A 14410-nucleotide genomic window follows, 5' to 3' on the forward strand; every position below is an offset into this window, starting at 1 on the left:
AATGGGTGCTTATAAGCTATCTAATATATCTGCTTTTTTTGCTTCATATTCTTCCTGAGTAATCAGGTGTTTGTCGTACAGACTTTTCAGTTTTCTTAACTTTAACGTGGTTTCATCTTCAGGTTCTTCCACATGGCTAGGCGTTGCGGCTGGCGGCGAGAAGAATGCTGCAGGCTCTTCCGAAGCTGGTTCTGGCGTAACCGCATTTACAGTTACTGGTGAGGGGATAGAACGTCTTTCTTCTAGATCTGTTTGTCTTTGTTGCTCTTTGAAATTTTCTAATTGCTCATAAGCTGCCTGGTATAATTTGCGGGCTTGAACTTTAGGAATGTATTCTGTAATGATGTTCTCTCCGTGTAGGGGTACACAGATAAATTTTGAACCAAAGATTTCTTCTTTAAAGGAAACCTCTTTCACACTTTTCCAGGAGATATCTTTGAAGTTCATGGTGATTCCAAAATTACCGGGTTCGCAATAGAAAATACGTTTGTTACTTACGGCAATACAATCAGGAAGCAAGTTTACGGCAGGTTTTTTCTGTACTGCCATATAAATAAGTTCCTCATTGTTGGTTAGCATGTCGTTCAGTTTACCTAATACTTTCTCAACGGCTTTTGGATCTTGTTCGTCACTTAAAAATCTATCTATTAAAATCATGATGTTTCTTTTTTATGTAGGGGTATCAAAAATTGAACCCAATTAATCTTTATCGTATTTTGATTTCTTCTTTACCTCTTCGGCTCCGGCAATACAAATTACAAATTCTCCTTTTAATATATTGTTTTCAAAATGTGATTTAATTTCTGCTAATGTGCCTCTAACGGTTTCTTCGTATAGTTTGGTCAGTTCTCGGCTCACTGAAGCTTGTCTTTCTGCCCCTAAATACTGTGCAAATTCTTCCAGTGTTTTTAGTAAGCGGTGTGGACTTTCATAAAATATCATGGTCCGTTCTTCGTCGGCCAGCTTTTTAAAACGTGTTTGTCTGCCCTTTTTTACTGGCAAGAATCCTTCAAAAACGAATGCATCGCAGGGTAGGCCTGAATTTACCAGTGCGGGTACAAAGGCTGTGGCACCGGGTAAACATTCTACTTGTAAGTCGTGTTTTAAGGTCTCCCTTACCAGAAAAAAACCTGGATCAGAAATGGCAGGTGTTCCGGCATCTGATATGAGCGCTACATTTTTTCCTTCTTTTAAAAAGCGGATGATTTCTGTAGTTGCCTGATGTTCATTGTGCTGGTGATGGGAGTAGGCTTTTTTATCAATGCCAAAATGTTTTAACATTGGGGCGCTTGTGCGGGTGTCTTCTGCCAATATTACATCAGCTTCTTTTAAGATCCGGATGGCTCTAAAGGTCATATCCTCCAGATTACCAATGGGTGTAGGAACAAGAAAAAGTTTACCAGTTGTCATGTTATGCGTTCAAGGTTACTACTCATCGCTTATCGTTATCATTGCTTTCATTGCATAAAACTCGCAACTCATTGCTAATAACGCGTAACTCTTATTATCTTTGTTTAAAAAAATAAATAATGCTGCAAGTTAACTATATCCGCGAAAATAGAGCGAAAGTTTTGGAAGGCTTAACCCTTAGAAACTTTAAACAGCCAGAATTGGTTGATGAAATTATTAAAACCGATGAAGAAAGAAGACAAATCCAAACTTCATTAGATAATCTCTCTGCTATCGCAAATTCGAGCGCAAAACAAATTGGTGAGTTGATGCGCAACGGAAAAAAGGATGAGGCTGAAGCATTGAAAGCAGAAACAACATCTAATAAAGAGCAGATAAAGAATTTATCTGAGGATTTTGCTGCTGCTGAAAGTAAATTGCATAACCTGATTGTACAGCTGCCTAACCTGCCACATCATTTGGTTAAAGCTGGAAGTACACCGGAAGAAAATGAGATTGTTTTGGTTCATGGTGAACCAGCAGCAGTTGGTGAAAAGGCATTGCCGCACTGGGAATTGACCGCTAAATATGATATTATAGATTTTGAGCTGGGTACAAAGATTGCCGGCGCTGGATTTCCAGTTTATAAAGGCAAGGGTGCTCGCTTACAGCGCGCGCTGATTAATTTCTTTTTAGATCATGCTACAGCAGAAGGTTATAGAGAAATGCAAGTGCCTCATCTTGTAAACGAAGCTTCTGGTTTCGGTACTGGTCAATTGCCGGATAAGGAAGGGCAAATGTATCATGTGGGGATTGATAATTTGTATCTGATCCCTACGGCAGAAGTTCCTGTTACGAATCTTTATAGAGATGTTATTTTAAAAGAAGAAGAGTTGCCTGTGAAAAATACAGCATATACACCTTGTTTCCGTCGTGAAGCAGGTTCTTACGGTGCACATGTTCGTGGTTTAAACAGACTTCATCAGTTTGATAAAGTAGAAATTGTACAGGTTGTTCATCCTGAATCTTCTTACCAGGTGCTGGAAGATATGAGTGCTTATGTTCAGACTTTGTTGCAAAAACTAGGTTTGCACTATAGAGTATTGCGCTTATGTGCTGGAGATATGGGCTTTACAGCTGCTATGACTTATGATATGGAGGTTTGGAGTGCTGCTCAACAACGTTGGTTAGAGGTGTCTTCCGTGTCTAACTTTGAAACTTATCAAAGTAACAGGTTGAAGTTAAGGTTTAAAGGAGCGACTGGGAAAACACAGCTTGCGCATACTTTAAATGGAAGTGCATTGGCTTTACCTCGTATTGTTGCTGCTATTTTGGAAAACAATCAAACAGATAAAGGAATAAAAATTCCTGAAGCCTTGGTAAAATATACCGGCTTCGAATATATTGATTAGTGTTTTTTATTTGACGAACGGACAAAAAGGAGGGTATCATAATCATGATACCCTCCTTTTTTATGCCATTTATATTTATTAAAATCTTAGAACTTTATTGAAACTTATTTGTAGTTAATGTATTTATAGTGAGCTAACTACGCATACTCTAATCATTTTTCTATATATGAGACTACATAAATTGATTTTAATGTTTCTCCTTGGTTTACCATGTTTGTTGTGCTCAGTTGCGTATGGGCAAACTGGAGATAGTAATAAAGTGCTCAGCAATGCTTCTCTTCAGGAGATTATAAATTATGCCTTAGTCAATAAGCCCGGAGTTAAACAATCTTTGATAGATGAAGAGATAGGCGAGCGGGATATCATGTCTGCGCTATCGGGTTGGTTTCCTCAAATTAAGGGTGATGCCAACTACAATTACAACCTGAAACAGCAGGTAAGTACGTTGACGATGAATGGTGAGACTTCGCTATTGGTGCTCGGCACAAAACATACCTCTGCATTTACTTTACAGGCCGATCAGAAATTTCTGGATGCTGGGCTAATTCAGGCTTCCAAAGCTTCGAAATATTACAGACAACAATATAAGCAAAGTACGGAAAATGCAAAGATCAATACCGTAGTTAGTGTAAGTAAGGCTTATTTTGATGTGCTCACCAGCAAGGAGCAATTAAAGATTATTGGTGAAAATATTGCGCGATTAGAGAAACAGCTCAAAGATGCGAAGGCACAATATGAAAATGGACTGGTAGACAAAACGGATTATCAGCGGGCGCAGATCAGCCTGAGCAATTCTAAAGCGGATAAAAAGCGGGCTGAGGAGCTGATTAAATACAAGTATACTTATCTTAAAGAGTTGATAGGGTATGGGGGCGATAAAGATTTTAGCCTGAACTTTGATGCGGTAAAGATGGAAAATGAAATTCTGATCGATACCAATCAAAGGGAGACCTATGAGAATAGAGTGGAATATCGGTTATTGCAAACTCAAAAGCAATTGCAGCACCTGAATACAAGCTATAATAAATGGTCTTTCCTGCCCAGTATCTCCGGATTTATCAATTACAACTGGAATTACCTCAATAATAATTTTGGCGATCTATATGACACAAATTACCCGAGTTCCTTATTGGGGCTAAAATTGAGTCTGCCTATTTTCCAAGGAACAAAAAGAATTCAGGAGCTTAGAAAATCACAGTTACAGGAGCTAAGGATAGATCTTGACTTGGCAAACGCCAGAAATCAAATCAAAAGTCAGTATGAGCAGGCAATGGCCACTTATAAAGCCAATTTGAATGATTGGAAAACGGCGGGAGCAAATGTGGAGATTTCCAGACAGGTATACCAAACCATCAAATTGCAATACGACGAGGGCATAAAAGCTTATCTGGATCTGATGACCTCGGAAACAGATCTGCGTACCGCTCAGCTCAACTATTTGAATTCTTTGTACAGTCTTCTTTCTTCCAGATTGGATGTACAACAAGCATTAGGCACAATTACCGTAAACCAATAAAGTACTGAAATGAAGACGATTAATCACGTAAAACTAGGCATTGTTATTTTGGGGTCCATTTCTTTAGCGTCATGCGGTGGAGATAAGGCTGCACAGCAGCAGGCTGGGCCTCCTCCGGCAACGCCGGTATCTGTTTATAAGGTGGTTTCTGAACCGGTTACAACGGTGGATACTTACCCAGGGGTAGTTGTGGCGCTGGATGAAGTGGAAATTCGAGCTCAGGTTGGTGGTTTTATTACTGCTATCTATGTGCGCGATGGACAAAGAGTGAGCAAGGGGCAGAAGCTTTACGAAATTGACCGGACAAAATATCTGGCTGCATACAATTCTGCGAAAGCAAATGTAAATATGGCACAGGCCAATCGTGATAAGGCTAAAAAGGATGCCGAGCGTTATAAAAATCTGGCTGCTCAGGATGCGATCGCAAAGCAACGTGTGGATTACGCCTTAACCGATCTCGCCAATGCGGAATCGCAGGTGGCGTCGGCAAAAGCTACGCTCTCTGCGGCAAATAACGACCTTCAGAATGCGGTAATCGTAGCTCCGCTAACTGGCACAATAGGAATCTCGCAGGTGAAAGTGGGAGCCTTGGTTGCGCCTTCTACCACGCTTTTAAATACGGTTTCTAAGGGAAATCCGATTGCAGTAGACATCTCCGTAAATCAGGGGGATATTCCTCATTTCCAGAAAATGAAAGACAACCCAGGGGCGATAAAAGATTCGCTCTTAACGATACAACTCCAGGACGGCAGCTTATATACGCGTCAAGGTAGGATTATAACGATAGACCGTGCAGTGGATCCTGCAACAGGAACGATAAAGGTTAGGGTAAGCTATCCGAATGAAGCTGGAAAGCTGATTGCGGGGATGACGGTGAATCTTAAAGTATTAAACAAATCTACAGAAAACGAAGTGGTGATTCCTTATAAAGCAGTAATAGAGCAGTTGGGTGCATATAATGTTTATGTGGTGGCTGATAGCAATAAGGCAGAACAACGCATCATTCAGCTAGGGAAGCAATTCGATAAAAGTGTAGTCGTGAAAGAAGGTTTGAAGGTTGGAGAGGTGATTGTCGATGAAGGATCCCAAAATGTAAGGCCTGGTGCCGTGGTAAAATTTTAAAAGAATTTTAAGCTTATGATCTCAGAAGTATTTATCAGACGCCCGGTCACGGCCATCGTTATATCCATAATCATTGTTGTTATTGGCGTTATTGTCATCACAACCTTACCAATCAGTCAGTATCCTAGTATTGCGCCGCCCACGGTGACCGTTTCTGGAGCCTATACTGGGGCTGATGCGCAAACGGTGGAGCAGACCGTGACCACCCCTATAGAGAGTCAGATCAACGGTACCCCTGGAATGAAGTATCTATCTTCCAATAGTACCTCTGATGGGCGGTCCTCGATAACTGTTACGTTTGAGGTGGGGACCAATATTGACATCGCTGCATTAGATGTGCAGAATAGGGTAGGCATTGCCGAACCATCCTTGCCAGAGGCCGTTACCCGTTTGGGGGTTACCACTAAGAAAGCGAACAATGATATTTTGATGGTGGTAGGTTTGTTTTCGCCGAATGGGACTTACGATGATAAATTTATCTCAAATTACATCAACTTGTATGTAAAAGATGCTTTGTTACGTGTTCAGGGGGTTGGTGATGTTCAAGCCTTTGGTCAGCCTTTTAGTATGCGGATTTGGCTTGATGCCAATAAACTGGCCAATTATGGCCTTACGCCAGCTAATGTATCGGCAGCTGTCCAGGAGCAAAATGTTCGGGTTCCTGGGGGAAGTGTAGGCGCTCCTCCACAACGAAACAATCAGACATTTGAATTTTCTGTGCTCCTTGACGGCGATTTGAATACAGAAGAGCAGTTTAAAAACATTGTGATCAAAACCGGGCAGGACGGTTCTGTAGTTTTCCTAAAAGATGTGGCAAGAATAGAATTGGGAGCCTTTAGTTATGCTATTAACTCTAAAGTGAATGGAAAAGTGGCTTCCCTGATGATGATTAATCAGACTCCGGGTGGGAATGCTGTACAAACTGCTGATGGTATTCAAAAAGCGTTAGATCAATTAAAGAAGTCTTTTCCAAAAGATCTGGATTATACCGTTCCTTATGAAACGGTTACAGTGGTGAAATTGTCAATTGAAGGTGTGGTTCATACGTTGATTGAAGCATTGGTTCTGGTTACACTGGTGGTGTTTTTCTTCCTCCAAAGCTGGCGGGCTACATTGATTCCGGTATTGGCCATTCCGGTTTCCATCATAGGTACTTTTATCTTTTTCACGTTTTTCGGCTTCTCGATCAACGTATTGACCATGTTTGGTTTTGTGCTCGCGATTGGTATTGTGGTGGATGATGCTATTGTGGTGGTAGAGGCGGTGCAGCATTATATGGATCATGATGGCTTATCGGCTCCGGAAGCGACCAGGAGAGCGATGAATGACATTACGGCACCGGTAATTGCCATTGCCTTGATTTTAGCTGCGGTATTTATTCCGGTTGGATTTATTCCGGGAATGGTTGGACAGCTGTATCAGCAATTTGCCATTACCATTGCTGTTTCGGTATTAATTTCCGCTTTTATAGCGCTTTCTCTCACCCCGGCCTTGTGTTCGATCTTGTTAACCCCAATGAATTTAAATAAAGACTCTAAAGGGTTGAACAAGTTCTTTTTTAAGTTTAATAGGTGGTTTGCCAAGGTTACACATAATTACTCTATGGGGGTTAAAAAGGCCTTAAAATCTATTCCACTAGTGATGATAATCCTGCTTTGTATTTATCTGGGAACTGGCGGTATGTTTGTAAAAAAACCAACTGGTTTTATCCCTAATGAGGATGCCGGGATCTTTTTAGTTGGTGCAACTTTACCTGAAGGTTCCGCTATGGTTCGTACAGATGCGTTTATTAAACGAATTACAGACAGTATCCGCAACAATTACCCTGAAGTACACAATATTACCTCCTTAAGTGGCATCAATATCTTGAACAGGTCCTTTAAATCAAATGCAGCTACTTTCTTTGTTCAGCTTAAAAATTGGGATCAGCGTAAAAGGAATGTGACTACAATCATGGCAGGTGTAAGTAAATCGTTTGCCGGTGATAAGGACGGTAGCGTTCTGGTGGTTTCGCCACCGGCAATCCCGGGATTGGGAATTAGCGGTGGTTTTAGTTTGCAGATTCAAGAGAAACAGAGTGGAGACATTAAGATGTTTGAAGCCAATGTTGGGAAGTTCCTCGCTGCGGCAAATCAACGACCCGAAATAGGCATGGCTTATACCTTGTTTAATTCCAGAACACCAAACTATAAGGTGCAGGTGGATCGGGAACAGGCGAAGAAAATGGGTGTTTCTATTGGTGCAATATATAGTACGATTTCGACTTATCTGGGCAGTAGCTACATCAATGATTTTACTAAATATGGAAGGAACTTCCGGGTGGTTAGTCAGGCTGATACCAATTATAGGACAAATATTGAAAACCTGAAACATCTTCGGGTAATGAATGCGCAGGGTGTTTCTGTCCCACTAAGTTCATTGGTTTCTTATAAGGTGATAGAGAATGCATCTATCATTAGTCACTATAACCTTTTCCGCTCTATAGAGGTCGGGGGAGCAGCGAAGCCGGGGAGTAGCTCGGGTGATGCACTCAAAGCGTTACAGGAAGTGGCTGCCCAAACTTTACCTGCCAATTATGCTTATGACTTTTCTGGTTTGAGTTTGGAAGAAACGGAAGCTGGAAATAGTACTACAATGATTTTCTCTTTGGTTATCATCTTTGTTTTTCTATTACTTGCGGCCTTGTATGAGAGCTGGTCGGTTCCTTTTTCGATATTACTTTCGGTACCGCTAGGTTTATTTGGAGCTATCCTGGCTTTAAGCTTCCTGCCAAAACTAGACAATAACATTTATGCTCAGGTGGGATTGATTACCCTGATTGGTTTATCTGCAAAGAATGCGATTCTGATTGTCGAATTTGCGAAGGAAAGGGTAGACTGGGGAATGGAGCTTATTGCGGCTACGATAGAAGCTGTTAGGTTAAGGCTTAGACCAATCATCATGACTTCATTAGCCTTTATACTGGGTGTTATCCCGCTGATTCTGTCTGCTGGTGCTGGTGCAGTTTCCCGTCAGACTATTGGCTGGACTGTAGCGGCAGGGATGCTGTCGGCAACCTTACTTGCGATATTCATCGTTCCTGTATTGTTTGTCTTGATTACCAGATTTGCATACGGCAAAAAGAAACTGGCGGAATTACAAGCTTCCTATAAGCCAGAGGATCATAAAAACACACTGCATGCAGATGAGGATTAATGCTGAATGTAAACAGATACAAACATAAAAAGCTTCTCCTAAGGGAAGCTTTTGTTTTTAACAGGTAAATGTTAGGGTTAGTTAATAATAATTATAAAATAAGGATTAATAATAAAATAATGATAATGATTGCACCTACTGAAAGGTAAACGCCGCCTGCACCTAATGCACGAGCTTGTGATTTTAATTCTCTCAACTCTTTACGAAGCTCTTTTTTCTCTGCTCTGGATAAATCAGATTTATCCATATTTCTGATCTCTTGCACACGGTTAGTAATCCGTTCAACCTGAACCTTCTGTTCTGCAGTCATTTCAGTCTTTGCCTTATTGTTTTCAGCTGCACTAACTGTATTTGCACTTATTCCAAGTGTAAATATTAAGATTAACGAGTAAATTAACTTCTTCATAATGTTCTGTTTTTGTAGTTAGTTATAAAACAAAAAACCTACCAAAATGATTTGGTAGGTTTTTTACATTGTTTTAAAGAAAACTGTATAGTGTTCTGGTCAGATTAAAAATTATTTGATCTCAAATTCAGAATTAGAATCCTTTGATCTCAAATACTACATTCATCTGGTAGCTTAATTTTATCTTTTTAAAATCAATCTCAGCTGGTGGTGCACCTGCCATATCCGCACTCTCTGCTTTCATCATCATTACATTAGCACGATACATTGGCTGAGGAAAAGATTCGTTGTTTATTTCCTGAATATCTATTGCACTACCTAGCTTATCACCAAGGGCTTGAACCAGGTAGGTTGCTTTTTCTTTTGCTGCTAAAAGTGCTTTAATTTTTAGCTCTTTTTTTAAGCTTTCAATTTTCGAATAATCGTAGCTATCAATATTGGTATAAGCAATACCTTTTGGATCTAGCTCATCAATTATAGCATTCCATTTATTTAAATCGGTTACTTTTAAGCGATATTGTTTGCTTGCCAGGTAATCCGGATTTTTCTTTTTCTGAACTACTGCAGTATAGCTGGATAAATTAGTGATTGTTAAATTCTCCTTTGCAATTCCTGCATTTTGTACTGCTTTAAACAGTTCGTTCTCTAAGGTTGTAATTTCTACTTTTTTCTTGCTGTTGCCATCTTTTAGGTATTCCTTTAAAGAGATGCTGATATAAATGATATCAGGTGTAACTTCAGTTTCGGCAGATCCGCTAACATTGATTTTCTTCCGTAAATCTACTTGTTGAGCCATAGCGCTAACACTAAATAAGGCAACGATGGCAAGGCTTAATAATTTTTTCATAATATGGTGTTTTTCATTTGTGTATTTGATATATAGATGAAACTTTTAGATCAATTCCATATCAATATTTCAAAATGGGGTCAATTAATCTTCAACCATCTCATTATTAGGGCTTATTTCTTCAACAACTTCTTCTTTGAAGTATGATTTTTGAAAAACAAGGATCAGGATTACGCCAACAGATATTGCCGCATCAGCGATGTTAAACACCGGTCTGAAGAAGATAAAATCTTCACCACCCCATATCGGCACCCATTTAGGGAACACACCTTGTACCAATGGGAAGTAGAACATGTCTACTACACGACCATGGAACAAGGTTGCATAACCATATATTTTACCATAAAGTACGGAGTCGATAATATTTCCCAATGCACCTGCAAAGATCAAAGCAACATTCAAAATCAGACCTCTGTGATACTTTCTCTTAATCAGGTAGCATAAGCCATAGCCAATTCCGGCAACAGCAGCAATTCTGAATAAAGATAAAGCCAGTTTGCCAAATTCGCCACCAAACTCTAACCCGAAGGCCATTCCATTGTTCTCGGTAAAATGGATAATAAACCAATTGCCAATGATCTTGAATTCTTGACCAAGGTACATATTGGTTTTTATCCAGGTTTTTAAAAGCTGATCAGCAAGTAAAACAAAGAATATAACTAATAAAGGTTTTGTAAAGCCTTTCATTACGACTGCTTCAATTTAGCTTCCATACTTAAAGTAGCATGAGGAACTGCACGTAAACGCTCTTTTTGGATCAGTTTGCCTGTTTCTCTGCAAATGCCATAAGTTTTGTTCTCAATGCGTACCAATGCGGCTTCTAAATTCTCTATGAACTTTTTCTGACGTGCTGCCAGTTGGTTCAATTGCTCTTTTTCTAATGTTGCAGAACCATCTTCTAATGTTTTATAGGTTCCAGAAGTATCTTCAGTTCCATTAGAGTTAGGGCTGCTCAATGAATTGGTCAGATCAAGAAACTCTTGTCTAGCCATTCTCAATTTTTCAAGAATTAGTTCTTTAAATTCTTGTAGTTCATTGTCTGAATACCTTGTTTTTTCTTTTTCCATAATAAAATTATTGTTTTGTAATCAAAATATGTAGTTCAACATCGTCGATTACTATTGTGTATCCGTTGTCTAAAGTTTCGGTTAAGTTAATGTTATCTGCCAGAATTTCCGAGCAAATGTATGTTTTATTTTGTGCCACTGCTTGACTGATCAGGTTATGGTTTTGTAAAGCCACCGTTATTCTGTCTGTCACTTCAAAATTAAGCTCTTTCCTTAAGTTCTGGATCCTGTTGATCAATTCACGTGATAAGCCTTCTTGTTTAAGCTCTTCGGTGATCGATACATCAAGCGCCACTGTTAAGTTCCCCATACTGGTTACCTGCCATCCGGGAATGTCCTCAGCCATAATTTCCACATCGCTCAGCTCAATTACATAATCCGTGCCGTTAACCTCAAATTTTCCAATATTTTCAAAATTTGCTAGTTCTTCTGGCGTCATGTTGTTTACCGCTTCTGCAACCAATTTCATGTCTTTTCCTACTTTAGGACCTAAGGTTTTGAAATTTGGTTTGATTTTTTTCTTGATAAATCCCGCTGTATCAGTGATGTACTCAATTGCTTTAATGTTGGTCTCTGATAAGATTAGTTCTTTTACCAGCTCTACTCTTTCTGCAAATTTATTATCCAGTACTGGAATTAAAATTTTAGCTAAAGGCTGACGAACATTGATGCTTGTCTTTTTACGTAAGGATAAAACCATGGATGAAATGTCCTGTGCAAGGTGCATTCTCTCATTCAATTCTGTATCAGTTAACGATGCATCAGCTACTTTCCAGTGTGTAAGGTGGATAGATTCGGCAGTATTATTATCATCTGCTACAGCCAGATTTTGGAATAACCAATCTGCAAAGAAAGGCGCTATTGGCGACATCATTTGTGCTACACTCATTAAACAAGTGTATAATGTTTCGTAAGCTGCTTTTTTATCGGCTGTCATTTCACCTTTCCAGAAACGGCGACGAGATAGACGGATATACCAGTTACTTAAATGTTCGTCAACAAACGTTTGGATTGCTCTTGCAGCTTTAGTTGGTTCGTAAGTATTGTAACTCTCATCAACTTCAGTATTTAAGGTCTGTAGTAGAGATAAAATCCAACGATCTAATTCGCTGCGCTCAGCAACAGGCGTAAGGTTTTGCTCATCAATTACGAACTTATCTATGTTTGCGTAAAGGGCAAAGAAAGCATAGGTGTTGTAAAGTGTGCCAAAGAACTTACGACGGATCTCAGCAATTCCTTCAATATCAAATTTCAGATTATCCCATGGGTTTGCATTCGATATCATGTACCAGCGCGTTGCATCCGGTCCATATTCTCCTAGTGTTTTAAATGGATCAGCAGCATTGCCTAAGCGCTTAGACATCTTTTGTCCGTTTTTATCGAGCACAAGACCATTCGAAACAACGTTTTTATAAGCTACTTTATCAAAAACAAGTGTGCCTATGGCATGTAGGGTATAGAACCATCCACGGGTCTGGTCAACGCCTTCAGCAATAAAGTCTGCGGGGAAATCCTTATTTCCGTCAATTCTGTCTTTGTTTTCAAAAGGATAATGCAGTTGTGCATATGGCATTGCGCCTGAGTCGAACCATACATCAATCAGGTCAGTTTCGCGAACCATTGGTTTTCCTGATGGAGAAACTAAGGTGATTCCATCTACAACGTTTTTATGCAGATCAATCAGGTCATAATTTTCTTCTGACATGTTTCCAATTTCAAATCCTTTAAATGGATTTTCTTTCTGGAAGCCGGCTTCAATTGATTTTTCGATGGCCTGATATAGTTCTTCAACAGAACCGATGATCATTTCTTCTTTTTTGTCTTCAGTTCTCCATATCGGCAATGGAATTCCCCAATATCTTGAGCGGGAAAGGTTCCAGTCGTTGGCATTTTTTAACCAGTTTCCAAAACGACCTTCTCCTGTAGATTTTGGTTTCCAGTTAATGGTCTCGTTCAGGTCGAACATACGGTCTTTTACGTCCGTAACTTTAATGAACCAAGAATCTAGTGGATAGTATAACAGCGGCTCATCAGTTCTCCAACTGTGTGGGTAACTGTGCACATATTTCTCTACTTTGAAAGCTTTATTTTCTTCTTTTAAGCGGATGGCGATTTCAACGTCGACAGATTTCTCAGGAACTTCATCTTCGTTGTAATATTCGTTTTTTACATATTTTCCGGCTAAGTCGCCCATATGTGAAGTGAATTTACCTTGCAAATCTACCAGAGGTACGGCAATTCCGTTTTCATCCAGTACCAACATTGGAGGAACCTCAGGACTTGCTTCTTTTGCAACTCTGGCATCATCAGCACCAAAAGTTGGGGCCGTGTGAACGATACCTGTACCATCTTCAGTGGTAACAAAGTCTCCTGAAATTACTCTGAAAGCATTTTCAGGATTTTGGTAAGGTAGAGTATAGGCTAAAAGTTGTTCGTATTTAATACCAACAAGGTCTGTGCCCTTGCATTCTGCTAATATCTGGTAAGGAATCTTTTTATCACCGGCAGCGAAGTTTTCAAAATCTGCTACATCAGTGCTTTCAAAATATCCTTTGTTGAATTGTTTTCCAACCAGGTTTTTCGCTAAAATCACGTTTACTGGAAGGAAAGTATATTGGTTAAAAGTTTTTACTAAAACATAGTCGATTTTCGGACCAACAGTTAGTGCTGTATTTGATGGTAAAGTCCATGGCGTAGTAGTCCATGCCATCAGGTGTATGTCGCCGAATCCCTGTAAAAATGCAGGCAATGTTTCGGCTAGTGCTTTAAATTGGGCAACAATCGTGGTATCTGTCACATCGCGGTAAGCACCTGGTTGATTTACTTCGTGTGAACTTAATCCTGTTCCCGCTTTTGGAGAATAAGGTTGTATGGTATAGCCTTTGTAAAGGAGGCCTTTGTCATAAATTTGCTTTAATAACCACCAAACCGACTCCATGTATTTTGGCTTGTAAGTTACATATGGATCTCCCATATCAACCCAATAGCCCATTTTCTCAGTCAGATCATTCCATACATCAGTATAACGCATTACCGTTCTTTTGCAGGCTTCGTTGTATTCTTCAATAGAGATGGTTTTGCCAATGTCTTCTTTGGTGATTCCCAGTTCTTTCTCCGTTCCAAGTTCTACTGGCAAGCCATGCGTATCCCAGCCTGCTTTACGTTTTACCTGGTAACCTTTAAGGGTTTTGTATCTGCAAAAAATATCTTTAATAGCCCTTGCCATCACATGGTGAATACCCGGCATTCCGTTTGCCGAAGGTGGGCCTTCATAAAAAGTAAAAGGGTTTGATTCAGGACGGCTTGAAATGCTTTTTTCAAAGATGTTTTCTTCCTTCCAAAAATCAAGTATCTCTTTACCTATTTTAGCTAATTCTAGTTGTTTAAATTCCCTATACATCAATCAAGTATCTCCAAAAATTAAGGATGCAAAGTTAAGGTTTTAGAATGAAAGAT

Annotated in this window: 11 protein-coding genes; 4 read left to right on the forward strand and 7 right to left on the reverse strand. The window is 39.7% G+C overall.

Translation table 11 applies throughout. The features are described 5' to 3' along the window. Positions 1-9: 9 nt before the first annotated feature. Positions 10-657, reverse strand: a complete 648-nt coding sequence (locus EZ444_RS08175) for a PH domain-containing protein (protein ID WP_131608235.1) — start codon at positions 655-657, stop codon at positions 10-12. 42 nt (positions 658-699) lie between these two features. Then, positions 700-1410, reverse strand: coding sequence for a 16S rRNA (cytidine(1402)-2'-O)-methyltransferase (rsmI, locus tag EZ444_RS08180; RefSeq protein ID WP_090785400.1), 711 nt, complete (start codon positions 1408-1410; stop codon positions 700-702). A gap of 119 nt (positions 1411-1529) precedes the next feature. Between rsmI and serS the strand changes: the two genes are divergently transcribed. The 4 genes from serS to EZ444_RS08200 all read left to right on the forward strand — a co-directional run bounded on the left by serS (position 1530) and on the right by EZ444_RS08200 (position 8634). After that, on the forward strand, positions 1530-2801 hold the full coding sequence (gene serS / locus EZ444_RS08185) for a serine--tRNA ligase (protein ID WP_131608236.1): 1272 nt from the start codon (positions 1530-1532) through the stop codon (positions 2799-2801). Between the two features lie 166 nt (positions 2802-2967). Continuing rightward, on the forward strand, positions 2968-4317 hold the full coding sequence (locus EZ444_RS08190) for a TolC family protein (RefSeq protein ID WP_205945227.1): 1350 nt from the start codon (positions 2968-2970) through the stop codon (positions 4315-4317). Between the two features lie 9 nt (positions 4318-4326). Then, positions 4327-5439, forward strand: coding sequence for an efflux RND transporter periplasmic adaptor subunit (locus EZ444_RS08195; protein ID WP_131608238.1), 1113 nt, complete (start codon positions 4327-4329; stop codon positions 5437-5439). A 15-nt stretch (positions 5440-5454) separates the two neighbouring features. Beyond that, positions 5455-8634, forward strand: coding sequence for an efflux RND transporter permease subunit (locus EZ444_RS08200; protein WP_131608239.1), 3180 nt, complete (start codon positions 5455-5457; stop codon positions 8632-8634). Positions 8635-8725: 91 nt separating this feature from the next. On the opposite strand, the gene EZ444_RS08205 is transcribed toward EZ444_RS08200, so the two are convergent. The 5 genes from EZ444_RS08205 to ileS form a co-directional block, all read right to left on the reverse strand. Continuing rightward, the gene (locus tag EZ444_RS08205) at positions 8726-9040 is read right to left on the reverse strand and encodes a hypothetical protein (RefSeq protein WP_131608240.1); all 315 of its coding nucleotides are present in this window, start codon (positions 9038-9040) and stop codon (positions 8726-8728) included. Between the two features lie 133 nt (positions 9041-9173). Continuing rightward, the gene (locus tag EZ444_RS08210; RefSeq protein WP_131608241.1) at positions 9174-9887 is read right to left on the reverse strand and encodes an SIMPL domain-containing protein; all 714 of its coding nucleotides are present in this window, start codon (positions 9885-9887) and stop codon (positions 9174-9176) included. 84 nt (positions 9888-9971) lie between these two features. Further along, positions 9972-10574: a lipoprotein signal peptidase gene (locus EZ444_RS08215; protein WP_131608242.1), complete on the reverse strand. Its 603-nt coding sequence runs from the start codon at positions 10572-10574 to the stop codon at positions 9972-9974. Beyond that, positions 10574-10954, reverse strand: coding sequence for a TraR/DksA family transcriptional regulator (locus EZ444_RS08220; RefSeq protein WP_090785375.1), 381 nt, complete (start codon positions 10952-10954; stop codon positions 10574-10576). Before EZ444_RS08220 ends, EZ444_RS08215 begins: the two co-directional genes overlap by 1 nt. 7 nt (positions 10955-10961) lie before the next feature. Further along, positions 10962-14354 (reverse strand): isoleucine--tRNA ligase, encoded by a 3393-nt coding sequence (ileS, locus tag EZ444_RS08225; protein ID WP_131608243.1) that lies wholly within the window; start codon positions 14352-14354, stop codon positions 10962-10964. Positions 14355-14410: the final 56 nt, after the last annotated feature.

It is taken from the genome of Pedobacter hiemivivus (assembly GCF_004331685.1).
GTDB lineage: Bacteria > Bacteroidota > Bacteroidia > Sphingobacteriales > Sphingobacteriaceae > Pedobacter > Pedobacter hiemivivus.

What these genes read in the sequence shown, in the direction of transcription:
- serS (WP_131608236.1), top strand. Translation starts at nt 1,530, where the DNA reads ATGCTGCAAGTTAACTATATCCGCGAAAATAGAGCGAAAGTTTTGGAA.
- EZ444_RS08215 (WP_131608242.1), bottom strand. Translation starts at nt 10,574, where the DNA reads ATGAAAGGCTTTACAAAACCTTTATTAGTTATATTCTTTGTTTTACTT.
- EZ444_RS08175 (WP_131608235.1), bottom strand. Translation starts at nt 657, where the DNA reads ATGATTTTAATAGATAGATTTTTAAGTGACGAACAAGATCCAAAAGCC.
- EZ444_RS08190 (WP_205945227.1), top strand. Translation starts at nt 2,968, where the DNA reads ATGAGACTACATAAATTGATTTTAATGTTTCTCCTTGGTTTACCATGT.
- EZ444_RS08220 (WP_090785375.1), bottom strand. Translation starts at nt 10,954, where the DNA reads ATGGAAAAAGAAAAAACAAGGTATTCAGACAATGAACTACAAGAATTT.
- ileS (WP_131608243.1), bottom strand. Translation starts at nt 14,354, where the DNA reads ATGTATAGGGAATTTAAACAACTAGAATTAGCTAAAATAGGTAAAGAG.
- rsmI (WP_090785400.1), bottom strand. Translation starts at nt 1,410, where the DNA reads ATGACAACTGGTAAACTTTTTCTTGTTCCTACACCCATTGGTAATCTG.
- EZ444_RS08200 (WP_131608239.1), top strand. Translation starts at nt 5,455, where the DNA reads ATGATCTCAGAAGTATTTATCAGACGCCCGGTCACGGCCATCGTTATA.
- EZ444_RS08210 (WP_131608241.1), bottom strand. Translation starts at nt 9,887, where the DNA reads ATGAAAAAATTATTAAGCCTTGCCATCGTTGCCTTATTTAGTGTTAGC.
- EZ444_RS08205 (WP_131608240.1), bottom strand. Translation starts at nt 9,040, where the DNA reads ATGAAGAAGTTAATTTACTCGTTAATCTTAATATTTACACTTGGAATA.
- EZ444_RS08195 (WP_131608238.1), top strand. Translation starts at nt 4,327, where the DNA reads ATGAAGACGATTAATCACGTAAAACTAGGCATTGTTATTTTGGGGTCC.